At 28.6% G+C, this 26,409-nt stretch carries 20 protein-coding genes and 4 tRNA genes; 16 read left to right on the top strand and 8 right to left on the bottom strand.

Annotation, left to right across the window (positions count from 1 at the left end):
• The first annotated feature begins 2 nt into the window (after positions 1–2).
• A complete protein-coding gene (gene dnaG, locus D9V77_RS00280; RefSeq protein WP_158337955.1) occupies positions 3–1,736 on the top strand; it encodes a DNA primase in 1,734 nt (577 codons plus the stop codon).
• Positions 1,737–1,872: 136 nt separating this feature from the next.
• Positions 1,873–3,711, top strand: coding sequence for an RNA polymerase sigma factor RpoD (gene rpoD / locus D9V77_RS00275; RefSeq protein WP_158337953.1), 1,839 nt, complete (start codon positions 1,873–1,875; stop codon positions 3,709–3,711).
• A gap of 127 nt (positions 3,712–3,838) precedes the next feature.
• On the opposite strand, the gene cysE is transcribed toward rpoD, so the two are convergent.
• The 7 genes from cysE to argC form a co-directional block, all read right to left on the bottom strand.
• Positions 3,839–4,633: a serine O-acetyltransferase gene (gene cysE / locus D9V77_RS00270; protein ID WP_158337951.1), complete on the bottom strand. Its 795-nt coding sequence runs from the start codon at positions 4,631–4,633 to the stop codon at positions 3,839–3,841.
• A gap of 74 nt (positions 4,634–4,707) precedes the next feature.
• Entirely contained in the window at positions 4,708–5,169 is a 462-nt protein-coding gene (gene secB, locus D9V77_RS00265) for a protein-export chaperone SecB (protein ID WP_158337949.1), read from the bottom strand.
• A 92-nt stretch (positions 5,170–5,261) separates the two neighbouring features.
• Positions 5,262–5,696 (bottom strand): rhodanese-like domain-containing protein, encoded by a 435-nt coding sequence (locus tag D9V77_RS00260; RefSeq protein WP_158337947.1) that lies wholly within the window; start codon positions 5,694–5,696, stop codon positions 5,262–5,264.
• A gap of 110 nt (positions 5,697–5,806) precedes the next feature.
• Positions 5,807–7,186 (bottom strand): argininosuccinate lyase, encoded by a 1,380-nt coding sequence (gene argH, locus D9V77_RS00255; protein ID WP_158337945.1) that lies wholly within the window; start codon positions 7,184–7,186, stop codon positions 5,807–5,809.
• Positions 7,187–7,266: 80 nt separating this feature from the next.
• A complete protein-coding gene (locus tag D9V77_RS00250) occupies positions 7,267–8,478 on the bottom strand; it encodes an argininosuccinate synthase (RefSeq protein ID WP_158337943.1) in 1,212 nt (403 codons plus the stop codon).
• A 31-nt stretch (positions 8,479–8,509) separates the two neighbouring features.
• Positions 8,510–9,283 (bottom strand): acetylglutamate kinase, encoded by a 774-nt coding sequence (gene argB, locus D9V77_RS00245; RefSeq protein ID WP_158338950.1) that lies wholly within the window; start codon positions 9,281–9,283, stop codon positions 8,510–8,512.
• 20 nt (positions 9,284–9,303) lie between these two features.
• Entirely contained in the window at positions 9,304–10,308 is a 1,005-nt protein-coding gene (argC, locus tag D9V77_RS00240; RefSeq protein WP_158337941.1) for an N-acetyl-gamma-glutamyl-phosphate reductase, read from the bottom strand.
• 149 nt (positions 10,309–10,457) lie between these two features.
• Between argC and argE the strand changes: the two genes are divergently transcribed.
• The gene (argE, locus tag D9V77_RS00235) at positions 10,458–11,603 is read left to right on the top strand and encodes an acetylornithine deacetylase (protein ID WP_158337939.1); all 1,146 of its coding nucleotides are present in this window, start codon (positions 10,458–10,460) and stop codon (positions 11,601–11,603) included.
• A gap of 9 nt (positions 11,604–11,612) precedes the next feature.
• Here argE and metF read toward each other — a convergent pair whose 3' ends face one another.
• Positions 11,613–12,491 (bottom strand): methylenetetrahydrofolate reductase, encoded by an 879-nt coding sequence (metF, locus tag D9V77_RS00230; RefSeq protein WP_158337937.1) that lies wholly within the window; start codon positions 12,489–12,491, stop codon positions 11,613–11,615.
• A gap of 114 nt (positions 12,492–12,605) precedes the next feature.
• On the opposite strand from metF, the gene murB reads away from it, so the two are divergent.
• From murB to rpoC, 13 genes are all read left to right on the top strand, one after another.
• Positions 12,606–13,664, top strand: coding sequence for a UDP-N-acetylmuramate dehydrogenase (gene murB, locus D9V77_RS00225; protein WP_158337935.1), 1,059 nt, complete (start codon positions 12,606–12,608; stop codon positions 13,662–13,664).
• Positions 13,665–13,807: 143 nt separating this feature from the next.
• Positions 13,808–13,880, top strand: a tRNA-Thr gene (locus D9V77_RS00220).
• A gap of 16 nt (positions 13,881–13,896) precedes the next feature.
• Positions 13,897–13,978 (top strand) — tRNA-Tyr (locus tag D9V77_RS00215).
• 26 nt (positions 13,979–14,004) lie between these two features.
• Positions 14,005–14,076, top strand: a tRNA-Gly gene (locus D9V77_RS00210).
• Positions 14,077–14,089: 13 nt separating this feature from the next.
• Positions 14,090–14,162, top strand: a tRNA-Thr gene (locus D9V77_RS00205).
• A 305-nt stretch (positions 14,163–14,467) separates the two neighbouring features.
• Entirely contained in the window at positions 14,468–14,851 is a 384-nt protein-coding gene (secE, locus tag D9V77_RS00200; protein WP_158337933.1) for a preprotein translocase subunit SecE, read from the top strand.
• Between the two features lie 4 nt (positions 14,852–14,855).
• Positions 14,856–15,401, top strand: coding sequence for a transcription termination/antitermination protein NusG (gene nusG, locus D9V77_RS00195; RefSeq protein WP_158337931.1), 546 nt, complete (start codon positions 14,856–14,858; stop codon positions 15,399–15,401).
• A 36-nt stretch (positions 15,402–15,437) separates the two neighbouring features.
• Entirely contained in the window at positions 15,438–15,866 is a 429-nt protein-coding gene (gene rplK, locus D9V77_RS00190; protein WP_158337929.1) for a 50S ribosomal protein L11, read from the top strand.
• Between the two features lie 2 nt (positions 15,867–15,868).
• A complete protein-coding gene (rplA, locus tag D9V77_RS00185; protein ID WP_158337927.1) occupies positions 15,869–16,564 on the top strand; it encodes a 50S ribosomal protein L1 in 696 nt (231 codons plus the stop codon).
• Between the two features lie 237 nt (positions 16,565–16,801).
• Positions 16,802–17,299 carry a 50S ribosomal protein L10 gene (gene rplJ, locus D9V77_RS00180; protein ID WP_158337925.1) on the top strand — a complete coding sequence of 166 codons (498 nt, stop codon included), beginning with the start codon at positions 16,802–16,804 and terminating at the stop codon, positions 17,297–17,299.
• A 66-nt stretch (positions 17,300–17,365) separates the two neighbouring features.
• Positions 17,366–17,734 (top strand): 50S ribosomal protein L7/L12, encoded by a 369-nt coding sequence (gene rplL, locus D9V77_RS00175; RefSeq protein ID WP_158337923.1) that lies wholly within the window; start codon positions 17,366–17,368, stop codon positions 17,732–17,734.
• Between the two features lie 200 nt (positions 17,735–17,934).
• Positions 17,935–21,963, top strand: coding sequence for a DNA-directed RNA polymerase subunit beta (rpoB, locus tag D9V77_RS00170; protein WP_158337921.1), 4,029 nt, complete (start codon positions 17,935–17,937; stop codon positions 21,961–21,963).
• 71 nt (positions 21,964–22,034) lie between these two features.
• Positions 22,035–26,258, top strand: a complete 4,224-nt coding sequence (rpoC, locus tag D9V77_RS00165; RefSeq protein WP_158337919.1) for a DNA-directed RNA polymerase subunit beta' — start codon at positions 22,035–22,037, stop codon at positions 26,256–26,258.
• The last annotated feature ends 151 nt before the right edge of the window (positions 26,259–26,409 follow it).

The following is a 26,409-nucleotide window of genomic DNA, read 5'->3' as shown; positions in this document are numbered from 1 at the left end:
ATATGTCTGGGAAAATACCTAAATATTTTATCACCGAATTGCTATTTCGCACAAATATCGTAGAATTAATTAACACACGTCTAACATTAAAAAAATATGGTAAAAATTATCAAACTAACTGTCCTTTTCATCATGATAAAACTCCATCTTTTACTGTAAGCCATGAGAAACAATTTTACTATTGTTTTGGATGTAATGCACATGGAAATGCAATTGATTTTTTAATTCAGTACGAAAATTTAAGTTTTGTAGAAAGCATTGAAGAACTATCAATGATTCATGGCATTGAAATACCATTTGAAAATATCATACAAAATAATATTTATTATAAAAAACAAAAACTATATTTATTAATGGAGAAAATATGTAAATTATATAAAAAAAATTTAAATCTTACTGACTCAGCCAATAAATATTTGTCTGGTAGAGGTATTAATAAAAAAATGATTGATTGTTTTTTAATTGGATTTTCTAGTTTGAAATGGAGTAATTTCAATAAAAAACTGAATATAGATCAAGAACTTGAAAAAGAACTATTAGTTTATAATATTATTTCTATTAATAAAAAAGGATGTCTATATGATCGATTTCAAGGTCGTATAATATTTCCTATACAAGATCATCATGGTAGAATTGTAGGTTTTGGAGGTCGTGCATTAAACAATTTTTTACCAAAATATCTTAATTCACCTGAAACAGATGTTTTCCTGAAAAGAAAGCAAATTTATGGATTATATCAAGTTAAAAAAAAATGTTCAAAACCCGTATATTTATTAGTTGTTGAAGGATATATTGATGTTATAACATTAACACAATATAATATTAATCACGCAGTCTCTATATTAGGCACTTCCATAACAAGTGAACACATTCAACTTCTCTTTCAAAATACTGATGTAATTATATATTGCTATGATGGTGATCATGCAGGGAAAAATGCGGCTTGGCAAACTTTAAAAAAAGCATTGCCATACATATCTGATAAAAAAACATTAAAATTTATCTTACTACCTAATAATGAAGATCCAGATACAATCATTAGAAAAGAAGGTAAAGAAAAATTTCAAATACGTATTGACAATGCAATTACTATGTCAAAATTTTTTTTTAAAAATATATTAAAAAATATTAATTTAGCATCTAATGATGATAAATTTTATTTAAGCGTGCGCGCTTTACCTTTAATAAATACTATTTCGAGTGATACAATAAGAATTTATTTACGCCAAATGTTAGCTAGAATGATAGGAATTTTAGATGATAATCAATTTGAAAAATTTTTACATGAAAAAGAAATGAAAAAAATTCAAAAACCAAATTTTCAAATTAAGCGTACTCCAATGCGTACTTTAATAGGACTCCTTTTACAAAATCCTAGCTTAGCAAAAATAGCTCCTTCAATTACAAAATTTAAAAATTTTAAAATAAAAGGACTGCCTATTTTTTTAGAAATATTACAGACTTGTATTGAAAACCCTAATATTAATACTGGTCAACTATTAGAATTATACAGACATACAGAAATAATTAATATTTTAAAAATTTTATCAAGATGGGATCTCATGATAATTCAAGAAGAAATTCAAAATATGTTTTTAGATTTGTTAATGAATATATATAATAAAATTCTTGAAAAAAGACAAGAATATCTAATTGCTAAAGAAAGAATACAAGGATTAAAAATGAATGAAAAAAAAGAAATTTGGTCTATTAATAAAGCATTATCAAAAAAATAGTGTTAAATTCTTTAAAAGATATATTCACTATTTAAAATATTTCTTAATATCTTTAAAAATTTAAGATAATTTCATTATTATTGACAAAAAAAGTCAATTAATATTCATCAAATTAATAAAATCTGGATACCTTATTATGGATCAAAATCCACAATCGCAACTTAAGCTGCTTGTCACACATGGTAAGGAGCAAGGATATTTAACCTATTCTGAAGTTAATGATCATTTACCCGAAGATATTATTGATTCTGAACAAATTGATGATATCATTCAAATGATTAATGATATGGGTATTCCAGTAGTTGAAGAAGCACCTGACGCTGACGATCTAATATTAAATGAGATTAATACAGATACAGATGAAGATGCAGTTGAAGCAGCAACACAAGTACTATCTAGTGTCGAATCTGAATTAGGACGAACTACTGATCCTGTTCGAATGTATATGAGAGAAATGGGAACTGTTGAACTACTAACACGAGAAGGAGAAATTGATATAGCTAAACGTATTGAAGAAGGTATTAATCAAGTCCAATGCTCAGTCTCAGAATATCCTGAAGCCATTACGTATCTTCTCGAACAATATGATCATGTTAAAACTGGTCAGATACGATTATCAGATATCATAACAGGTTTTGTAGATCCTAATGTAGAAGAAATTTTTTCTCCTGCAGCTATTCATATAGGCTCTGAACTATTAGATGAAGAACAAAACAATGAAGAAGATGAAGAGCATAATCAAGAACATCATGAAGATGATAATAGTATTGATCCAGAGTTAGCTAATGAAAAATTTTCTGAATTACGCGTTCAATATAATAATACTAATAATACAATTAAAAGTAAAAATAGAACACATAAAGACTCATTATTAGAAATTTATAATCTTTCAGAAGTTTTTAAACAATTTCGCTTAGTTCCAAAACAATTTGATCATTTAGTGAATAACATGCGACATATGATGGAAAGAGTTCGAATACAAGAAAGAATTATTATAAAATTATGTGTTGAAATATGCAAAATGCCAAAAAAAAACTTCATTAAAATTTTTCCAATAAAAAAAATTAATAATATTTGGTTCATAAAAGAACAAAACTCAAACCAACCATGGTCTGAAAATTTAAAAAAAGTTCAAAAAGATGTTTTTTTTAGTTTAGAGAAATTGATTCAAATAGAAAAAGAAACAGGTTTAACAATTGAAGAAGTAAAAGATATTAATAAAAGAATGTCTATTGGGGAATCAAAAGCTAGAAGAGCAAAAAAAGAAATGGTAGAAGCAAATTTAAGATTAGTAATTTCTATTGCAAAAAAATATACTAATAGAGGTTTACAATTTTTAGATTTAATTCAAGAAGGAAATATTGGTTTAATGAAAGCTGTAGATAAATTTGAATACCGTCGTGGTTATAAATTTTCAACTTATGCCACTTGGTGGATTCGACAAGCAATTACTCGTTCTATTGCTGATCAAGCTCGTACTATTCGTATTCCAGTTCATATGATCGAAACAATCAATAAACTTAATCGTATTTCTAGACAAATGCTGCAAGAAATAGGTCGAGAACCAACCCCAGAAGAATTATCTGAAAAAATGCTTATTCCTGAAGATAAAATTAGAAAAGTATTAAAAATAGCTAAAGAACCAATCTCAATGGAAACACCTATTGGAGATGACGATGATTCACATTTAGGTGACTTTATTGAAGATACTACTTTAGAATTACCATTAGATTCCGCTACATCCGAAAGTCTTCGTTCAGCGACTCATGATGTTTTATCAGGTCTAACAGCTCGCGAAGCAAAAGTACTACGCATGCGTTTCGGAATAGATATGAATACCGATCATACTCTTGAAGAAGTTGGAAAACAATTTGATGTTACTCGAGAAAGAATACGTCAAATAGAAGCGAAAGCACTTAGAAAACTACGTCATCCAAGCCGATCAGAAGTATTGCGTAGTTTTTTGGACGATTAAAATAGAATATTGAATATAAAATAAAGCTTCTGTACTAATATTAGTGTATCCACTATAATTGTATTAATAAAAACAGAAGTTTTTATTTTATGTAAAATCAAAAAATAAATTAAAAAAGTATTTATACTTATGCATGATAAATTATTTTTCTTTTTTGAGAAGAATATCTTTTTCTGTCTAATTTATTAACAATTTTAGCTGGTACTCCAACAACTGTTGCATATGAAGGAACATTTTTTAAAACTATTGAACCTGCACCTATTTTTGCTCCTAAACCTACTTCAATATTCCCTAATATTTTTGCTCCAGCACCTATAATAACTCCTTTTCGAATCGTTGGATGTCTATTTTTACTAAAATTTTTACCAGTTCCTCCTAAAGTAACTGAATGGAAAATTGATACATCATCTTCTATAATTACACTTTCTCCAATAACAATACCAGTTGCATGATCAAGCATTACACCAGATCCAATATATGCAGCGGGATGAATATCAACTGAAAACTCAGAAGAGATTCTGCTTTGCAAGTATATAGATAATGATTGTTTTTTTATATTCCAAAGATAATGACTTATTCTATAAGCTTCTAATGCGTGAAAACCTTTTAAATAAAGTAAAGGAGTCAAATAATCTTTGACTGCTGGATCTCGTTGTAATACCGCTTTAATATCTCGCACTAAAAAATTTAATATAGAAGAATTATTTACATAAATATCATAAAATACACTTTGAATCGTCTTTTCAGAAATAAGAGATGTAGATAATTTATTTGCTAAGATGTAGCTTAAAGAACTAATTAAACTTTGATGTTGCAATACACTATTTTTATAAAAATCTGATAAAATTGGTTCTTTTTTCAATAATAAAGTAACCTCATAAAGTATTGTATTCCATATTTTTGATATTTCTAAAACATACATATTTTTCTCCATAGAATATTTTTAAAATTTTTGCAAAAAGTTATTTTTTCTTATCTCGTAAAAAATAAATGCATTTATAATTCATTGTTTTGTGTATGCTTTTTTTCTGATTTAATATGATCATGATAAAGAGCATCAAAGTTAATAGGTGCAAGATTTATCTGCGGAAAACTACCATAAGATATCAAATTAGATATGCATGATCGAGCATAAGGAAATAGAATATTAGGACAATAAGAATATAAACAATGTTTTAATTTTTCTTCATTTAAATTTGAAATAAAAAAAATTCCGGCTTGATCAACATCGCATAAAAAAACTAAATCCTCTTTAATTTTTACTGCAACTCTAATTTTTAAAATAACTTCAAAAATATTTTTTTCTATTTTTTTAGCACTGGTATTTAGATTAAATTTAATCATAGGTGCCCAATTAATATGAAAAATATTTGGTGTATGCGGTGCTTCAAAAGAAGCATCTTTTATATAAATACGTTGTATTTCAAAAGATTCTTGTTTTTTTTTTTCTTCTAACATAAATTATCCAAAAAAATGATAAATACATACAAGTTGATATTTTTTAATTTCATTAATTTATAAAAAATCATCAAAAAAATAATTTTTTTAAATTATTTATTTTTTACAACGAGTGGGAGATGTTCTGTATCCCAATAATATATACCATTTTTTAGAATATAAACATATTTAAATCCATGTTTCAAAAATTCTTGAATACATTTATTTTCGCTATATGTATCATTTAATATGAGAATAATAGGAGATATTTTATATATTTGCACTTCTTCGATATCGCCTAAGAAAATATTTTTCAATGGAATATTAATAGAATTCATAATATGACCTGTTTTAAAAGATTCTTTAGAACGAGTATCAATTATAATTGCTTTGTCTCGATTTATTAACTCGATTGCCTGAAAATTATTAATTATTTTAGATTTTAAAAAAATATTTTTAGTCATAAAAAAAATGACGGCAATAAAAGAAAAAAACCATATACTACAAAGTATAATGTGTTCATTAAAAAAAAATACTACATCTTGCATAAATTATGTTTCCTATATTTTATAAGTTTATTAACTTAGCATTTAAATAATTTTTAAATGCCAGTTAACAACTATAAATAATATAATATGCTTATATTTCTAAAAATACGTTAAAAAATATTTAATCTTTTTTTTGCTTTTATAATTTCTTGATAAACTTGAGATGGTGCAACACCTCCTTTTGATAACCTTTTTTGAAGACAAGATTCTAAAGTAATATTTCCATATATGTCATTTTCAATAAGATTGCTATAAGTTTTAAATATAGATAATTCTAAATCATTTAAAGACTTTTTTTCACTAATTGCACGCAATACTAATTGACCAGATATATTATGTGCCTCACGAAACGTTACTCCTTTCTTTACTAAATAATCTGCAATCTCTGTTGCATTAGAATAGCCTTCTTCCGCAGCTTTACGACATGATTTTCTTTTTATTTTGATATTTTTTAAAACCAAAATTGCTATGCGCAAACAATCATTCCAAGTTTTTATTGAATCAAATAAACCTTCTTTATCTTCTTGCATATCTTTATTATATGATAAAGGAAGAGATTTTAAAATCACTAAAATAGAAATCAAAGAACCATGAACACGACCACATTTAGAACGAATTATCTCTAATGCGTCTGGATTTTTTTTTTGAGGCATTAACGATGAACCTGATGTAATAGAATCCGATAATTCGATAAAATTAGCTTCACCAGAATTAAAAAAAATTACATCTTCAGAAAATCGTGATAAATGCATCATACTAATTGATGCACATGACAATAGTTCAACTATATAATCTCTATCAGAAACACTATCTAGTCCATTATTAGTTGCAGAATCAAACCCCATCGATAAAGCCAATTCTTCACGATCAATATTCCACGCTGTTCCAGAAAGAGCACCAGAACCAAGAGGACTTATATTTAATCGTTTTAAAACATCTTTTAAACGACTGACATCACGTCTTAACATTTCAACATAAGCCAAACACCAATAAGCAAAGGTAATAGGTTGAGCCCTTTGTAAATGTGTATATCCTGGCATAATAGTATCATGATTAGAATCTGCTATGAAAATAAAAGTTTTTTGCAACTCGATAAGATTTTCCAATAAAAGATTAACTTGTTTTCTACACCATAATTTTAAATCGGTGGTAATTTGATCATTTCTACTGCGACCAGTATGTAATTTTTTTCCTAATGAACCAATTTTATTAATCAGTTGCTCCTCAACCCAACTATGAATGTCTTCACAATTGCTTGAAAGAATATTTTTTATGTTATCTTTAACTTCTGTTAGAATTTCAAGGAGTGCAGATTCTATTGTTATTTGTTCTGTTTTAGTAATAATGTTGCTTTTCACTAAAGTTTTAGACCAAGCAATCGAAGCAATTATATCTTCTTCTGCTAAAATATAATCAAAAGATAAAGATGCATTAAATTCTTTAAATAATTTATGAGAATTGTTAATAAATCGTCCACCCCAAAGTGCCATATATTATCTCTATAATAAAAAATGTAAACAGAAAATAAAATGTAATATATTAGAAAAATATTTATACATTTTTACAAAAACTATTTTAATTTATTTTTTGCACGTATTCTTGAAGAAAGAGAAAAAAGACGAATAAAACCATCTGCATCAGATTGATTATAAACTTGATCTTTACCAAAAGTAGCATATTCCTCGGAGTATAATGAATTAGGAGATTTTTTTTGAACAGCTATTGCGTTACCTTTATATAATTTTAATATAACCTCTCCAGTTATTTCAGACGCTAATGAATTCGCTGCTGCCTGTATAGATTTTCTTATCGGAGAAAACCAGCGTCCATCATAAATAACAGATGACATTTCCAAACCTAACTTTGTTCTCCAGTGAAAACTTTCACGATCTAATACCAACTGTTCAATTGCTTTTATAGCTGTTGTAATAATAGTACCGCCTGGCGTTTCATAGCATCCTCTAGATTTCATCCCAATTAATCTATTTTCAACAATATCAATTCTACCAATTCCATGTTTGGAACCCAAATCATTTAATACTTCTACACATTTCAATGGGTTTAATTTTTTATTATTAACAGATATTACGCAACCTTCTTTTATTCCCAATAAAACATACTCAGGTTTTTCTGGAGCATCTTCTGGATCTACTGTCCAATTCCAGCAATCTTCATTAGACTGATTCCAAGGATTCTCAAGTAAACCTCCTTCTGTTGAAATATGCCAGGCATTTTCATCTTTACTATATATTTTTTCTAATGTTGCTGTTATAGGGATATTTCTTTCATGTAAATATTTTAACAATGATTCTCTCGAATTAAGATTCCATTCACGCCATGGTGCAATTACATTTAAATCTGGAGCTAATGCTGCGTAAGCCATTTCAAATCGAACTTGATCATTACCTTTTCCAGTAGCACCATGACATAATGAACTTGCTCCAATGTTCAATGCTAGCTCTACTTGTTTTTTTGCAATAACAGGTCTAGCCATAGCTGTTCCTAATAAATAGCTCCCTTCATATAACGCGCCAGTTTTCAAAACAGGATAGACATAATTTTCTATATATTCTTCTTTTAAATCAAAAACATGACAACTGGATGCACCAGACTCTAACGATTTTTTTTCAATTCCACTTAAATCTTCTTTAGATTGTCCTATGTCGGCTACAAAAGCAATAACTTCAAAATCATAGTTTTCCTTAAGCCATGGAATAATTGCTGAAGTATCTAAACCACCAGAATATGCTAAAACAATTTTATTGTTTTTTTTTCTAATCATTTTTTAAGCCTACTATATATTTATTATAAAGTTATAAAAAGACACGGGTACCAATATTTATACCATTAAACAATAATTTCAATTCCTCTGCGTTTTGCCAACTAGCTATATCTACTGGTCTATGTAAAATCCGCGCAGCTTCTAAAGCTGCATTTACTTTCACAATCATACCATTAGTAATAATTCCTTGAGCAATCAATTGTTCTGCTTGAACAGTATTAACTTCTTTAATTCTTTGTCCTTTTCCATCTAATATAGAACTAATATCAGATAATAAAACTAAATGAGCTTTCAAAGTAGTTGCCAATGCTGTTGCTGCTAAATCAGCATTTACATTCATTAATAAGCCATCATAAGTAATACCTATAGAACTAATAATTGGTAAAATGCCTTGTTCAAAGAGTTTTGTTAAAAATAACGGCGAACCTGGTGTTGCTTTTCCAACATGACCTAAATCTTGATCTAACTTTTCTACAGTAACACTATTTCCATCTGCTAAACATAATCCAACAGCATTTATCTTATATTTTAATGCCCATGCAAGTAAAGTTTTATTAGCAGTTCCAGCTAATGCGCCTGTAATAACATTAATATGTTCAGATGGAGTAATACGTAATCCATTTTTTTTTATAACTGGTAAAGAGAGTTTTTTCATTAAATTATCAATTAAACGACCTCCTCCATGAATTATTAACATATGACGTTTATAGGATTTCTGATAATCTACTAAAGCTTCAAAAAAATTCACCATAGCATTATCACTTTCTAAAAGAACTCCACCTAATTTAATAACTAAAGGGTTTATCATAAATATCTCATTATTCATTAAAGAATTGATTCTGTTTCAGAAAAACCAAAACGAATATTAAAACACTGTATTGCCTGAGCAGCTGCGCCCTTTAACAAATTATCTTCAGCTGTTACAATTACCATATAGTTATCCTTAATTATAAATCCAATATCACAAAATGGTTGCTTTTCAACCGCCTTAATACTTGGTAAATATTTTTCATATATGCGAATTAATGGTTTCTTACCATAAAATTTATAAAAAATGTTATACATATCAACTGTCTTGATACAAGAGTTTAATTTACATGTAATAGTAGCAATTATACCTCTTGGAAAAGAACCTAAATGGGGAATAAAAAGTACTGGAACACCTAACTTTTCTATAATTTCAGGAGTATGGCGATGGGTAAAAACATTATATGGTTGCAAACTTACTTCACAAAAGCTATTATTTAAATTAGCTTTTCTACCAGCACCGCTAACACCACTAATAGCATTAATAATTGGCATATTTGCACGACAAAGAACGTTTTCTTTTATAAGAGGTTTTAAAGCTAATTGAATGCAAGTGGCATAACATCCAGGTACTGCAATTAAATTTGCTTTTTTTATTTTTTTTTCTTTCCATTCTGCCAATCCATAAACAGAGTTTTTTAAAAGTTCTTTATGCTGATGAATAAAATTATAATACTTTAAATATATAGTACTATTTTTCATTCTATAAGCTGCAGAAAGATCAAAAACAACACAACCCGCAGATAAAAAAGAAGGAACTAAAGAATGACTAACATCATGATCTGTTGCCAAAAAAACTGCATCAATATTATTTTCAATTAAAAAAGATTCACTTATGGCTTCAAATCGTAAATCTATAATATTTTTAAATTGTGGATGAACATCTGAAAATAATTTACCTATATCTAAACTATTTTTTGAGACAAATATTTTTTTTAAGTTAGCGAACGTATGACAATTTATATAATTGACTAATTCTGCACCAGCATATCCACTAGCACCAACAATTAACACATTCAACATAAAATTAATAAGCCTTAAATAAAATAAATCAAATAAAATGTTAAATTTATAAAAAAATATATCTTATACTATTAATATATTGATGAATCATCTATTTATGAATAAAATATTTTTAATTTCACCGTGATATAAGTTTAAGAAATTCTATTATGAAAAAAAAAATACCTGATTTTATTGAAGTTTACAAATCACTAATTAAAATTCCTACGATTAGCAGCCATAATAAATCCCTGGATCAAAGCAATAAAAGTTTTATCGATTTATTATCTAATTACTTTTATGATTTAAATTTTTCAATAAAAAATTATCAAATTCCTCATACTAACAAATTTAATATGTTAGCTTCTATTGGTTCAGGAAATGGAGGACTACTATTATCTGGACATTCAGATACTGTAGACTTTGATGAAAATACATGGACAAAAGATCCCTTTACATTAACTCAAAATGATAATAAATTTTATGGATTAGGAACAGTAGATATGAAAGGTTTTTTTGCTTTTGTATTAGATGTAATATCTTCTATTAATACAAAAAAAATAACTAAACCAATTTATATCCTTGCCACTGCCAATGAAGAAACAGATATGTCTGGAGCTAAAAATTTTGCACAATCTACTACTATTAAACCAGATTGTATAATAATTGGCGAACCAACATCTTTAAAATTAATTAACGCGCATAAAGGCCATGTGTCATATTCAATTAAAGTCATTGGTGACACTGGACATTCTAGTAATTCTAACCATGGTATTAATAGTATTGAAATTATGTGCAATATTATTAAATCTTTATTACTTTTAAAAAAATATTTTAAAGAACAATATCAACATCAAGATTTTTCTATTCCATATCCAACTATGAATTTATCTTCTATACATGGAGGTCATGCAATTAATCGCATTTGTTCTTTATGTGTATTAAACTTTGAAATACGACCTATACCAGGTTTGACTCTAACGCAAATTAAAATTTTAATTAAAGAAAAATTAGAATCAATTATAAAAAAATGGTCTAATCGTATAATTATAGAAAAACTTTTTTCTTCTGTTCCTGCTTATAAATGTTCTTATAAAAATAATACTATTAAAATAGTAGAAAAACTGTGTCAATTAAATAGTCAAGCAGTTAATTACTGTACAGAAGCACCTTTTCTTCAAAAAATTGCACCAACTTTAATATTAGGACCAGGTTCGATTGAACAAGCACATCAACCAGATGAATATTTAGAATGCCATTTTATTCAACCTACTATAAATATTATTACTAAATTAATACATAAATTTTGTTATTAAATTAAAAGTTTACAAACCTAAAATATGACAAATTGAATAAGTAATATCAGACTCATTTAAAGTGTAAAAATGAAAATTCTTTACTCCTTCAGATGACAATTTTTTTACCATATCTATTGCTATACTAGAACCTATAATTTTTTGTGTAACTATATCATTATCTAGTCCATTAAATATTTCGAACATCCATTTAGGAATTTGAACGTTCGTCATATTTGAAAAACGTTGAAGTTGCTTGAAATTACAAACAGGTAAAATACCTGGTATAATTTCAACATTTATCTTATTTTTAATACAATTCTCTCGAAAACGTAAATAACTATCAATATTAAAAAAGAATTGAGTAATTGCCCGACTTGCACCAGCATCAATTTTTTCTTTTAAATTAATAATATCTAATTTGGAATTCTTTGATTCTGGATGTAATTCAGGATAAGCAGCTACAGAAATATCAAAATCAGCAATTTTTTTTAATAAAATAACTAAATCTAAAGCATACATAGTATGTTTATAGTTTTTTTCTGATGTGTCTCCTCTTAATGCGACAATGCTTTTAATTCCATTGTTCCAATAATTTTTTGCTATTTTTTCTAACTTATCAGGTGTAGAATCAATACAAGTCAAATGAGCTGCTGTAACAATACCTGTTTTTTCTTGTATTTTTTTTACAACATTATATGTTTTTTCACGTTCACCAGCATTTGCACCGTAAGTTACAGAAAAAAATTTTGGTTTTAATGCACTTAGACGTTTTACAGAGCACCATAAATTTTTTTCTAAAGAAGAGTTTTTAGGTGGAAAAAATTCAAAAGAACACTCCACACTATTGCGAATATTTTCTAATTTTTGATTTATTATATCTTTATGATATACAGAAGGAATATTCATTCTTACAACCTTATCAAAATAATTTTATATAAAAGTTATTAAAAAATATTATATGTACTAAATATATATTTATTACCATAAAAACAAAAACATTAAATTAATATTTCATATACTATGTATAAAAAAAAATATTTTTCTAATCAATCATTAAAAGATTTAAACACATTTAGAATAGATGTAACAGCAAAAAAAATTATTTTTGTAAAAACAATTCAATCACTAATTAATATATCAAAAACTTGTCAGTCATCTAAAATTCCTTACATAATTTTAGGAGAAGGAAGTAATATATTGTTTTTAGAAAATTATGCAGGAGTAGTAATCATTAATCGAATTAAAGGAATAAAAATAATAGAAAAAAAAGATTCTTGGTTATTGTATGTTTTTTCAGGAGAAAAATGGCATGATTTAGTAAAATTAACTTTGAATTTAGGTATTTTAGGATTAGAGAATTTAGCTTTAGTTCCAGGATGTATAGGCTCTGCCGCCATTCAAAATATTGGTGCATATGGTTTAGAATTTAAAGATATATGTCAATATGTTGACGTATTATCTTTAAAAAATAATACATACACAAGAATTAAAAAAAAATTTTGTAAATTTTCTTATAGAAACAGTATTTTCAAAAAAAAATATAATCATGAATATGCTATTGTTGGAGTGGGTATAAAACTATCCAAATTATGGCATCCAATCATCTTTTCTTCATTAGAAAATTATATTAGTCCAAAAAATATAACTGCATATAAAATATTTAATACAATATGTACAATACGTAAAAAAAAAATACCAAATCCTAAAAATATTGGAAATGCCGGTAGTTTTTTTAAAAACCCCGTCATTACAAAAAAAAAGGCACAACAACTAATAAGATTATATAAAATACCTAATTATCCTCAAAAAAACGGTTTAATAAAAATTTCTGGTGGCTGGTTGATTGAACATTGCTCGTTGAAAAATATTCAAATTGGTGATGCAACTATTCATAAGCAACAAATGCTTGTATTAATTAACAAAAAAAGCGCTACTGCTCAAGAAATTTTAAAACTAGCAAAAATAATACATAGATCTATTTTAAAAAAATTTAATATATCATTAAAACCAGAAATAGACTTTATTGGACAACTAGGAAAAATTGAACCATCAAAAATTTTTAAAATAAAAAACTATTAAAAACTGTATTTAAATAAAAAAAGCATGATATTTCGTACTTCGAAGTTTTTTTAATAAAAAAACTTGCAATACAAATCAAAAATTATATAATATAATTTATTTCAAACTAATATCTCAATATTAATTGCACTTTATACGAAAAAGCCGGCTTAGCTCAGCAGGCAGAGCAACTGACTTGTAATCAGTAGGTCACCAGTTCAATTCCGGTAGCCGGCATAAAAATATTATTTCAGGTGGGATTCCCGAGCGGCCAAAGGGATCAGACTGTAAATCTGACGTCATAGACTTCGAAGGTTCGAATCCTTCTCCCACCAATTAAAAAATAAATGTCAGATAAAATGCGGACATCGTATAATGGCTATTACCTCAGCCTTCCAAGCTGATGACGCGGGTTCAATTCCCGCTGTCCGCTAAAAAATAAAATTGCTGATATGGCTCAGTAGGTAGAGCACACCCTTGGTAAGGGTGAGGTCCCCAGTTCAATTCTGGGTATCAGCATAACTTATAAGATTTATTTCATATATATTAGAGATAGCTTTTTTAAAAAAAATATTTTCAAATCATTTATCATCAATCTCACCTAATACTTTATTTTAAAATATTCTATATTTTGAAATTTCTACACTTACTTCATAAAGAATTGATCTAGCTTAAAAAAATAGTTTATTTTCAGAGTTTTTAATTTATTAAAAAATAAAAAAATTTTTCACGTAAAAAATAAAATTTTTATAAATAAAAAAGAACAAGTTGTTTAATGTATTAACATATTTTTTCTATATTATTTTATAATTTTAGGAGAAACTATGAATAAAAATAACCAAAATCGCAATAAGTCTAAAGTTTTAGAAAAAATAAAATGGTTGTCTATATCAATATTTTTTATTATATCTTTTTTCATTAATTACTATTTTTATAAAACACAATTATTTATTCGAATGTTTATGATATCTTTTTTCATTTTATGTGCAATAACTACTTTTATATATACAGAACAGGGAAAAAAAATATTATCATACATAATTGTGTCAAAAAAAGAGATGCAAAAAATAATATGGCCTAAATATAAAGAGACTTTGTATACTACATTCATTGTGATTAGTGTAACAATTCTTATATCTCTTATTTTGTGGAGTGTAGATAGCATAATATTCCGTTTAATAGCATTTATTATTAGTTTAAGGTTCTAAAAAAATGCATGAGAGTCAAAAAAAAAGATGGTATGTATTACAAGCTTTTTCTGGCTTTGAAAGTCGCGTAGCACAATCAATACGAGAACATGTAAAATTAAATGAAATGGGAGATTTATTCGGTGAAGTAATGGTTCCTTCACAAGAAGTTATTGAAATGCGAGGTGGACAACGCAGAAAAAGTGAATATAAATTCTTTCCTGGATATGTTTTGATTCAAATGATAATGACAGATTCAACCTGGCATTTAATTAGAAATATTCCTAGAGTTCTAGGGTTTATCGGAGGAAAATCAGATAAACCTTCACCCATCAGTGACAAAGAAGTAGAAGTCATTATTAATAGACTTCGTAAAATTGGCGATAAACCAAGACCTAAAACCTTATTTGAACCAGGAGAGATGGTTCGAGTAAATGATGGTCCTTTTGCAGATTTTAATGGTGTTGTAGAAGAAGTAGATTATGAAAAAAGCAGATTAAAAGTTTCTGTGTCTATCTTTGGAAGATCTACTCCCGTAGAACTAGACTTTAGACAAGTTGAAAAAAATTAAAATAATTTATAAATTTTTATATAAAATGAGAAAAAAATGGCTAAAAAAATACAATCGTATATTAAACTACAAGTTTCAGCTGGTACAGCAAATCCTAGCCCCCCAATTGGACCAGCTTTAGGCCAAAAAGGTGTTAATATTATGGAGTTTTGTAAATTATTTAATAAAAAAACCGAAAACATAGAAAAAGGACTTCCAATACCGGTAATTATCACTGTTTATTCTGATCGTTCATTTACATTTATCACAAAAACGCCTCCAGCCTCTGTTTTATTAAAAAAACTATCTGGCATTAAAAAAGGTGCAAGCAAAACCAAATCAGAACAAATAGGAAAAATAAATCGTTTACAGATACAAGAAATAGCAAAAATAAAAAATAACGATATGACTGGTTCTAATATTGAAAGTATGATGCGATCTATTGAAGGCACTGCTAAATCTATGGGACTAATCATTGAGGAATAATAATGAGCACAATAACTAAACGTATGAAACATATTAAAAATAATATTGATTTCAAAAAATTCCATCACATTGATGAAATAATAAATTTATTAAAAAAATCTTCTCAAGTAAAATTTAATGAAAGTATTGACATCGCTATTAATTTAGGGATAAATCCTAAAAAATCAGATCAAAACATTCGAGGTTCAGTGGTTTTACCTAATGGCGTAGGACGCATCATTCGAGTAGCCGTATTTACACAAGGTAATAATGTTAAAATAGCTAAAAATGCAGGCGCAGAATTTATAGGAATGGAGGATTTATCTGAAAAAATTAAAAAAGAAGGTGTGAATTTCGATATTGTTATCGCCTCTCCTGACGCGATGAAAGTAGTGACACAGTTAGGGCAAATACTAGGACCTCGTAATTTAATGCCAAATCCTAAATTAGGCACAATCACTACAAATATTGCTGAAGCAATTAAAAATGCAAAAACCGGACAAGTGCGCTATAGAAATGATAAAAATGGAATTATTCATGCTACAATTGGTCGAATTAATTTTAATATAAAACATATCAAAGAAAATTTAAATATATTTTTAGAATCCATTAAAAAATCAAAACCACCACAATCAAAAGGAACATATATAAAAAAAATAGTTTTATCAACAACTATGGGTATAGGATTAATCGTGGATCAGTCCACGTTATCTGTTTAGCAAAAATGATTTCCACTTTACGCTATAAAAAAAATTATTTATAATGATATCCTTTTTTTAATCAGCATAATATATGAAATTTTTTAGTTTTACAATGCCTAAAAATAATCTAAGTCTAATACTGTAAATTTATTATTTAATAATTTTTTCTTTATAGTCATATTATCATGTTTATCATTTTCATTAAAAAATGAATTTAAATTATTTCTCTCTAGATCAATCAGGAGAATCTGATACATGGCATTAAATCTTCATAATAAAAAAATCATTGTTTCTAAAATTAATAAAATATCTAATACAGCATTATCAGCTGTAACTGCAGATTCTCAAGGAATTTGCGTGAATAAAATCAATGAATTGAGAAAATCTGGACGTGAAATCGGAGTAACTATGAGTATTGTTCAAAATACTCTACTATCTTTAGCGATTAAAAATACTGCTTTTGAATGTTTAAAAAAAAAAATTAAAGGTTCTACCTTTATCGCTTATTCTATGATACATCCAGGAAGCGGAGCTAGATTATTTAAGGAATTCTCAAAAAAAAATACACATTTTAAAATTACAGGAGCAGCTTTTGAAGGAAAATTACTCTCTATTTTAGAAATTAATCAACTTGCAGATATGCCTACGTATAAAGAAGCAATAGTAAAGCTTTTATTAATATTAAAAATGTCGGTTGCTGGAAAACTGATTTATACATTGTCTGCTATAAAAAAGAAAAAAGAAACCTCTTAAAGGTTATTATTTTTGATGTATTACTAACATCTAAAACAATTCTAATTGTTATTAGGAATTATTGTTATGTCTATCACTAAAGAGCAAATTTTAGAAGCTGTATCAAAAATGTCAGTCATGAATGTTGTAGATCTTATTTCAGCAATGGAAGAAAAATTTGGTGTATCTGCTAGTATGTCTATTAATAGCAATAATGATCACGAAAAAAATTTACATGAAGAAAAAACAGAATTTGATATTTTTTTAAAAGTTATTGGACCTAATAAAGTATCAGTAATTAAAACTGTGCGCAGTGCAACTGGTCTAGGACTAAAAGAAGCTAAAGATTTAGTAGAATCTGCTCCAACAGTTTTAAAAGAAAATATTAGCAAAGAAGATGCAGAATCACTTAAAAAAACATTGGAAGATGTTGGTGCTGAAATCGAAATTAAATAAAAAAATTAAATTTTATAATTTCATTAATTTTCCAGTACGGCTGGTGATGTTAATTCACCAGCCTTTTAGATCAAAAAAAAATCAAATCATTTTCTAAGAAATATTTAATAAAAAATAATAAAAATATTACAACTGTCTCCCCTTCAGACAACAAAAATAAATCAATTTTCAACTTATCTGTCAACGAGCTTAGGAACCCCATGGTTTACTCTTATACCGAAAAAAAACGTATTCGTAAAGATTTTGGCAAACGTCCTAAAGTTTTAGATATACCATATCTTCTTTCGATTCAATTAGATTCTTTTAAAAAATTTATTAAACCAGATTTAGAAGGTCAACAAGGATTGGAAGCAGCATTCCGATCTGTATTTCCTATTCGTGGTTATAATGGAAATTCTGAACTTCAATATGTGAGTTACCGTTTAGGAGAAACAATATTTGATGTAAAAGAATGTCAAATTAGAGGAGCAACTTATTCAGCACCATTGAGAGTCAGATTAAGGCTTGTTATTTATGAACGTGACATATTAGAAGCCACTGTTAAAGATATTAAAGAACAAGAAGTTTATATGGGTGAAATTCCTTTAATGACAAATAATGGAACGTTTATAATAAACGGCACAGAAAGAGTAGTTGTTTCTCAACTGCATCGTAGTCCTGGAGTTTTTTTTGATAGTGATAAAGGTAAAACTCACTCTTCCGGAAAAGTACTATATAATGCACGTATTATTCCTTATCGAGGATCTTGGTTAGATTTTGAATTTGATCCAAAAGATAATTTATTTGTTAGAATTGACAGACGTAGAAAACTACCAGTCAGCATTATCTTACGTGCTCTTAATTACAGCACAGAAGAAATATTAGATATTTTTTTTGAAAAAAATATTTTTAAAATAGAAAACAATAAAATCAAACTAGAATTAGTCCCGGAAAGACTTCGTGGCGAAACTGCATCATTTAACATTCAAAAAAATGGAAAAATATATATAGAAAAAGGACGTCGTATTACTGCTCGACATATTCAAGAACTAAAAAATAATAAAATAAAATCTATAACAGTGCCAGTTGAATATATGTTAGGAAGAATCGTATCTAAAAACTATATAGATCAAAAAACAAATGAAATAATTATTTTTTCTAATACAGAATTATCTTTAGAAGCATTAGAAAAATTAAAAAAATCAAATTTTCATTATGTCGAAACATTATTTACTAATGATTTAGATCATGGTCCATATATGTCAGAAACACTAAGAATAGACTCATCAAATGATCGTGCTAGTGCTTTGATAGAAATTTACCGAGTTATGAGACCTGGAGAACCTCCTACTAAAGAAGCGACAGAAAATTTATTTGAAAATTTATTTTTTTCTGAGGACAGATATGATCTTTCTTCTGTGGGAAGAATGAAATTCAACAGATCTCTTTTACGAAAAGAAATTGAAGGTTCAGGTACTTTAAAAAAAGAAGACATAATTGATGTAATAAAAAAAATCATTGATATTCGCAATGGAAAAGGAGAAGTAGACGATATTGATCATCTGGGAAACCGCCGTGTCAGATCAGTTGGAGAAATGGCGGAAAATCAATTTAGAATTGGTTTAGTTAGAGTGGAAAGAGCTGTTAAAGAAAGATTATCTATAGGTGATTTAGATACTCTTATGCCACAAGATATGATTAATGCTAAACCAATATCAGCTGCCGTGAAAGAATTTTTTGGCTCCAGTCAGTTATCACAATTTATGGATCAAAATAATCCTTTATCAGAAATTACTCATAAAAGACGAATTTCAGCTTTAGGTTTAGGCGGTTTAACTAGAGAAAGAGCAGGTTTTGAAGTTCGAGATGTTCATCCTACTCACTACGGACGTGTATGTCCTATAGAAACACCGGAAGGTCCAAACATTGGATTAATTAATTCTTTATCTGTATACGCCCAAACAAATTCATATGGATTTTTAGAAACACCTTATAGAAAAGTACGAAACGGTTTGGTAACAGAAGAAATTAATTATCTATCTGCTATAGAAGAAGGTAATTATATTATTGCACAAGCCAACACTAACATTGATAAAAACGGTTTTTTTACTGACGATTTAGTAACCTGTCGACACAAAGGTGAATCTAGTTTATTTAATTGTAATCAAGTAAATTACATGGACGTTTCTACTCAACAAATTGTATCTGTCGGTGCATCTTTAATTCCTTTTCTTGAACACGACGATGCAAATAGAGCGCTAATGGGAGCTAATATGCAACGTCAAGCAGTCCCTACTCTAAAAGCAGATAAACCTTTAGTTGGCACAGGAATGGAACGAGCAGTAGCAGTAGATTCAGGAGTTACAGCAGTAGCTAAAAGAAGTGGTTTTATTCAGTATGTAGATGCTTCACGTATAGTAATTAAAGTTGATGAAAAAGAAATGTATGCAGGAGAAGCTGGAATAGATATCTATAATTTAACTAAATATACACGATCAAATCAAAACACTTGTATTAATCAGAAACCCTGTGTTGATTTAGGAGAAAAAATTAAAAAAGGTGATGTTCTGGCTGATGGACCATCTACTGATTTGGGAGAACTTGCATTAGGACAAAATATGCGTGTAGCATTTATGCCATGGAATGGATATAACTTTGAAGATTCAATACTCGTGTCTGAAAGAGTTGTGCAAGAAGATCGTTTTACTACAATTCATATTCAAGAATTATCATGTATATCACGAGATACTAAATTAGGAGCAGAAGAAATTAGCGCAGATATACCTAATGTAGGTGAATCTGCACTGTCTAAACTTGATGAATCTGGTATTGTTTATATTGGAGCAGAAGTTACTGGAGGTGACATACTAGTAGGAAAAGTAACTCCAAAAGGAGAAACACAATTAACACCAGAAGAAAAATTATTACGTGCTATTTTTGGTGAAAAAGCATCAGATGTAAAAGATTCTTCATTACGAGTTCCTAATGGAGTATCAGGAACTGTAATAGACATACAAATATTTACAAGAGATGGTGTAAAAAAAGATAAAAGAGCTTTAGAAATTGAAGATATGCATCTTAAAAAAATTAAAAAAGATCTTACTGAAGAATTTAAAATATTTGAATCAAGTTTATTTGCTCATATTAAAAAAACTTTTATATCTTTTAATATTGAAGAAGAAAAACTTAATAGATTGCCTTTCGAAAAATGGTTTTCTATAGAAATGAAACAAAAACATGAAAGAAAAGAAATAGAAAAGCTTGCAAAACAACATGATGAATTAAAAGAAGAATTTAATAAAAAAATCGAGATAAAACGTCGAAAAATTACACAAGGTGATGATCTTGCGCCAGGTGTTCTAAAAATAGTAAAAGTATATTTAGCAGTAAAGCGTCAAATTCAACCTGGTGACAAAATGGCAGGAAGACATGGAAACAAAGGAGTAATTTCTAAAATCAATCCTATTGAAGATATGCCATATGATGATAATGGTATCCCAGTGGATATTGTTTTAAATCCATTAGGCGTTCCTTCTCGCATGAATATTGGACAAATATTAGAAACGCATTTAGGTATGGCAGCAAAGGGTATTGGTGATAAAATCAATCACATGCTAAAAACACAAGAAAAAGTGTCTAATTTACGAAAATTTATCCAAAAAGCTTTTGATTTAGGAAATCACTTGCGTCAAAAAATAGACTTAAATACTTTTTCAGATAAAGAAATATTACGATTAGCAAAAAATTTAAAAAATGGTATTCCCATTGCAACACCAGTATTCGATGGTGCACAAGAAAACGAAATAAAAACAATGTTAAAATTTGCAGGTTTACCTGCTTCTGGACAAATTACGCTGTTTGATGGGAGAACTGGGGAAAAATTTGAACGACCTGTTACTGTTGGTTATATGTACATGTTGAAATTAAACCATTTAGTAGATGATAAAATGCATGCTCGTTCTACTGGTTCTTATAGCTTAGTTACTCAACAACCACTAGGCGGAAAAGCTCAATTTGGTGGACAGCGTTTCGGTGAAATGGAAGTTTGGGCACTAGAAGCGTATGGAGCTTCTTATACATTACAAGAAATGTTAACCGTTAAATCTGATGACGTAAATGGAAGAACTAAAATGTACAAAAATATTGTAGACGGAAATTATCAAATGGAACCTGGAATGCCAGAATCTTTTAATGTGCTTTTGAAAGAAATTCGATCATTAGGTATTAATATTGAATTGGAAAGTGAATAAGAATATCAGTAACATTAAAAAAAATTTATATCTTTATTACCTTAAAAGTTTACTCCAACGAGAGCTCATGTGTGAAAGATTTACTAAAATTTCTAAAATCCCAAACTAAAAATGAAGATTTTGATGCTATTAAAATCTCATTAGCTTCACCAGATATGATTAGATCATGGTCATTTGGAGAAGTTAAAAAGCCTGAAACTATTAATTATCGTACATTTAAACCTGAAAGAGATGGATTATTTTGCGCTCGTATTTTTGGTCCCGTAAAAGATTATGAATGTTTATGCGGGAAATATAAAAGATTAAAACATCGAGGTGTAATCTGTGAAAAATGTGGTGTTGAAGTAACTCAAAGTAAGGTTAGAAGAGAACGAATGGGTCATATAGAACTTTCTTCACCTACAGCTCATATTTGGTTTTTAAAATCTTTACCATCACGTATTGGTTTGCTATTAGACATGCCTTTAAGAGATATTGAAAGAGTATTATATTTTGAATCTTATGTTGTTATAGAAACAGGAATGACTAACCTTGAAAAACGTCAAATTTTAACTGAAGAGCAATATTTAGATTCTTTAGAAGAATTTGGAGATGAGTTTCATGCTACAATGGGAGCAGAAGCTATTCAATTTCTATTAAAAGATATTAATCTAGCACAAGAATGCAACACATTAAGAATAGAATTAAATGAAACTAATTCTGAAACAAAAAGAAAAAAACTAACAAAAAGAATTAAATTATTAGAATCTTTTATTCAATCTCATAATAAACCTGAATGGATGATTCTTAATGTGTTACCAGTATTACCACCTGATCTCAGACCATTAGTACCATTAGATGGAGGAAGATTTGCAACATCAGATTTAAATGATTTATATCGTAGAGTGATTAATCGAAATAATCGTCTTAAACGTTTATTAGATTTAGCAGCTCCTGATATTATTGTGCGCAATGAAAAAAGAATGTTGCAAGAAGCAGTAGATGCTTTACTGGATAATGGTAGAAGAGGAAGAGCAATTACAGGATCTAATAAAAGACCTCTTAAATCATTAGCTGATATGATTAAAGGAAAACAAGGCCGATTTCGACAAAATCTTCTTGGAAAACGTGTAGACTACTCTGGTCGTTCAGTAATTACTGTAGGTCCTTATCTCCATTTACATCAATGTGGTTTACCAAAAAAAATGGCATTAGAACTCTTTAAACCATTTATATATGGAAAATTAGAAGTTCGTGGTTTAGCTACTACTATTAAAGCAGCAAAAAAAATGGTAGAAAGAGAAGAGGCAGTAGTATGGGACATTTTAGATGAAGTAATTCGCGAACATCCCGTTCTTTTAAATCGTGCACCTACGTTACATAGATTAGGTATACAAGCATTTGAACCTGTTCTTATAGAAGGAAAAGCAATTCAACTTCATCCACTAGTATGTGCAGCTTATAACGCCGATTTTGATGGAGATCAAATGGCTGTACATGTTCCATTGACTCTAGAATCACAATTAGAAGCTAGAGCTCTCATGATGTCAACTAATAACATTTTATCTCCAGCTAATGGAGAACCAATTATTGTACCTTCTCAAGATGTTGTTTTAGGGTTGTATTATATGACCCGTAAAAAAATTAACGGAAAAGGTGAGGGTATGTTATTAAATGATTCTAATGAAGCAGAGAAAGTATATCGATTAGGTATTGCTGAACTTCATTCATCAGTAAAAGTAAGAATAATAGAATATAAAAAAAATAAAGATGAAAGTTTTACTCCAATAAAAAAAATCATTACCACTACTATAGGTCGAGCAATTCTATGGATGATTATTCCTAAAGGACTACCTTTTAGTATTGTCAATCAAACTTTAGGGAAAAAAGATATTTCTAAAATGCTTAACACTTGTTATCGTATTTTAGGACTTAAACCCACTGTTTTTTTTGCTGATCAAATTATGTATACTGGATTCGCCTATGCAGCAAGATCAGGAGCTTCAGTTGGTATTGATGATATGGTAATACCAGAGAAAAAAGCAAACATTATTAATGAAGCAGAAATTGAAGTGGCTGAAATACAAGAACAATTTCAATCTGGATTAGTAACAGCAGGTGAAAGATATAATAAAGTTATTGATATTTGGGCAGCAGCTAATGAACGAGTAGCTAAAGCCATGATGGAAAACTTATCAACTGAATCTGTTATAAACAAAAAAGGTACAAAACAAAAACAAATATCTTTTAATAGTATATTTATGATGGCTGATTCAGGGGCACGTGGTTCTGCTGCACAAATTCGTCAATTAGCAGGTATGAGAGGATTAATGGCTAAACCTGATGGTTCTATTATTGAAACACCAATTACAGCTAATTTTAGAGAAGGTTTAAACGTATTACAATATTTTATTTCTACTCATGGAGCACGAAAAGGATTAGCAGATACTGCACTAAAAACTGCTAATTCTGGATATCTAACCCGTCGTTTAGTAGATGTAGCACAAGATTTAGTTGTAACACAAGATGACTGTCAAACACATGAAGGAATTTTAATGACTCCGTTAATTGAAGGAGGTGACGTAAAAGAACCATTACGTGAACGTGTTTTAGGTCGTGTTACTGCTCAAAATGTTTTTATTCCCAATACTAAACATGTATTAATCAAAAGAAATACACTTCTTAATGAACAATGGTGTGATCTTTTAGAAAAGAATTCTATAGATAATGTTAAAGTAAGATCAGTAGTAAATTGTGATACTGATTTTGGTGTGTGCGCCTATTGTTATGGTAGAGATTTAGCTCGGGGAAATTTAGTTAACAAAGGAGAAGCAATTGGAGTAATCGCAGCTCAATCTATAGGAGAACCAGGTACACAGCTCACTATGAGAACCTTTCATATTGGAGGTGCAGCATCAAGAGCTGCCGCAGAATCTAGTATACAAATCAAAAATCAAGGCACTATAAACCTTAACAATGCAAAATCTGTAACTAATTCTTCTGGGAAAATAGTCATTACTTCAAGAAATGTAGAACTGAATATCATTGATAATTTTGGTAGAACTAAAGAAAGCTATAAAGTCCCTTATGGAGCAATAATGGCTAAAGGAGATGGTGAAAAAGTAAATTCTGGAGAAACTGTTGCAAAATGGGATCCACATACTATGCCAGTTATTACTGAAGTTAATGGTTTTGTTCGTTTTGTTGACATGATTGACGGTCAAAGTATCACAAGACAAGCAGATGAATTAACAGGATTATCTTCTATAGTAATTTTAGATACTGCAGAAAGAATGTCAATTGGAAAAGATTTAAGACCAGCATTAAAAATCATTGACAATAATGGCAAAGACGTTCTTATTGCTGGAACAGATATGCCAGCACAATATTTTTTACCTGGAAAAGCAATTGTTCAAATTGATGATGGAGTACAAATTAGCTCTGGTGATACATTAGCACGAGTACCACAAGAATCAGGAGGAACTAAAGATATAACTGGTGGACTACCAAGAGTTGCCGATTTATTTGAAGCTAGACGACCAAAGGAATTAGCTATTTTAGCTGAAATCAGTGGTATTATATCTTTTGGCAAGGAAACAAAAGGTAAAAGAAGATTAGTTATTACGCCAGTAGACGGTAGTGATGCTTATGAAGAAATGATTCCCAAATGGAGACAATTAAATGTATTTGAAGGAGAAAGAGTAGAAAGAGGAGATGTTGTATCTGATGGACCAGAATCACCACATGATATTCTCCGATTAAGAGGAGTTCAAGCTGTAACTAGATATATCGTAAATGAAGTACAAGAAGTATATCGTCTACAAGGTGTAAAAATTAACGATAAACATATTGAAGTAATCATAAGACAAATGCTAAGAAAAGCCACTATAGTTAAATCAGGAAATTCTGATTTTTTAGACGGTGAACAAGTTGAATTTTCTCGTATAAAAATTTCAAATCGTACATTAGATAAAAAAAATAAAATACCAGCTACCTTTTCAAGAGATTTACTAGGAATTACTAAAGCCTCACTCGCAACAGAATCTTTTATATCCGCTGCATCTTTTCAAGAAACAACAAGAGTATTAACTGAATCTGCAGTGGCAGGAAAAAAAGATGAATTAAGAGGATTAAAAGAAAATGTAATTGTTGGACGTTTAATTCCTGCAGGTACAGGATATGCATATCATAAAGAGCGTTTTAACCGTCGTCAAAAAAAACATAATAACCCAACGGTCAGCAGTTCTCAAGTGAGTGCTGAAGAAGCCTCTGCTAGTCTTTCAGAATTATTAAATTCTGCTCTTATAGAAAAATAAATTGTCTTTAATGTTTTTATATGCCTCAATTATGGCTGCTCTTAAAAGCAGCCACAGTGAAAATATGATAATTTTACATCATAATTGGAACAAATAAGACTTTTTTTTTAAAAATATAACTGCGATCTTTTAAAAATTATTTCTCGAATAG

The organism is Buchnera aphidicola (Sitobion avenae) (genome assembly GCF_005082585.1).
Classification (GTDB): Bacteria; Pseudomonadota; Gammaproteobacteria; order Enterobacterales; family Enterobacteriaceae; genus Buchnera; species Buchnera aphidicola_Z.
Note: the sequence above shows the minus strand (reverse complement) of the source record. Positions and strands in the feature narration are given on the sequence as shown.

Bases quoted from the DNA above. Each gene is read 5' to 3' on its own strand.
- dnaG (WP_158337955.1), top strand. From the start codon at position 3: ATGTCTGGGAAAATACCTAAATATTTTATCACCGAATTGCTATTTCGC.
- rpoD (WP_158337953.1), top strand. From the start codon at position 1,873: ATGGATCAAAATCCACAATCGCAACTTAAGCTGCTTGTCACACATGGT.
- cysE (WP_158337951.1), bottom strand. From the start codon at position 4,633: ATGTATGTTTTAGAAATATCAAAAATATGGAATACAATACTTTATGAG.
- secB (WP_158337949.1), bottom strand. From the start codon at position 5,169: ATGTTAGAAGAAAAAAAAAAACAAGAATCTTTTGAAATACAACGTATT.
- D9V77_RS00260 (WP_158337947.1), bottom strand. From the start codon at position 5,696: ATGCAAGATGTAGTATTTTTTTTTAATGAACACATTATACTTTGTAGT.
- argH (WP_158337945.1), bottom strand. From the start codon at position 7,186: ATGGCACTTTGGGGTGGACGATTTATTAACAATTCTCATAAATTATTT.
- D9V77_RS00250 (WP_158337943.1), bottom strand. From the start codon at position 8,478: ATGATTAGAAAAAAAAACAATAAAATTGTTTTAGCATATTCTGGTGGT.
- argC (WP_158337941.1), bottom strand. From the start codon at position 10,308: ATGTTGAATGTGTTAATTGTTGGTGCTAGTGGATATGCTGGTGCAGAA.
- argE (WP_158337939.1), top strand. From the start codon at position 10,458: ATGAAAAAAAAAATACCTGATTTTATTGAAGTTTACAAATCACTAATT.
- metF (WP_158337937.1), bottom strand. From the start codon at position 12,491: ATGAATATTCCTTCTGTATATCATAAAGATATAATAAATCAAAAATTA.
- murB (WP_158337935.1), top strand. From the start codon at position 12,606: ATGTATAAAAAAAAATATTTTTCTAATCAATCATTAAAAGATTTAAAC.
- secE (WP_158337933.1), top strand. From the start codon at position 14,468: ATGAATAAAAATAACCAAAATCGCAATAAGTCTAAAGTTTTAGAAAAA.
- nusG (WP_158337931.1), top strand. From the start codon at position 14,856: ATGCATGAGAGTCAAAAAAAAAGATGGTATGTATTACAAGCTTTTTCT.
- rplK (WP_158337929.1), top strand. From the start codon at position 15,438: ATGGCTAAAAAAATACAATCGTATATTAAACTACAAGTTTCAGCTGGT.
- rplA (WP_158337927.1), top strand. From the start codon at position 15,869: ATGAGCACAATAACTAAACGTATGAAACATATTAAAAATAATATTGAT.
- rplJ (WP_158337925.1), top strand. From the start codon at position 16,802: ATGGCATTAAATCTTCATAATAAAAAAATCATTGTTTCTAAAATTAAT.
- rplL (WP_158337923.1), top strand. From the start codon at position 17,366: ATGTCTATCACTAAAGAGCAAATTTTAGAAGCTGTATCAAAAATGTCA.
- rpoB (WP_158337921.1), top strand. From the start codon at position 17,935: ATGGTTTACTCTTATACCGAAAAAAAACGTATTCGTAAAGATTTTGGC.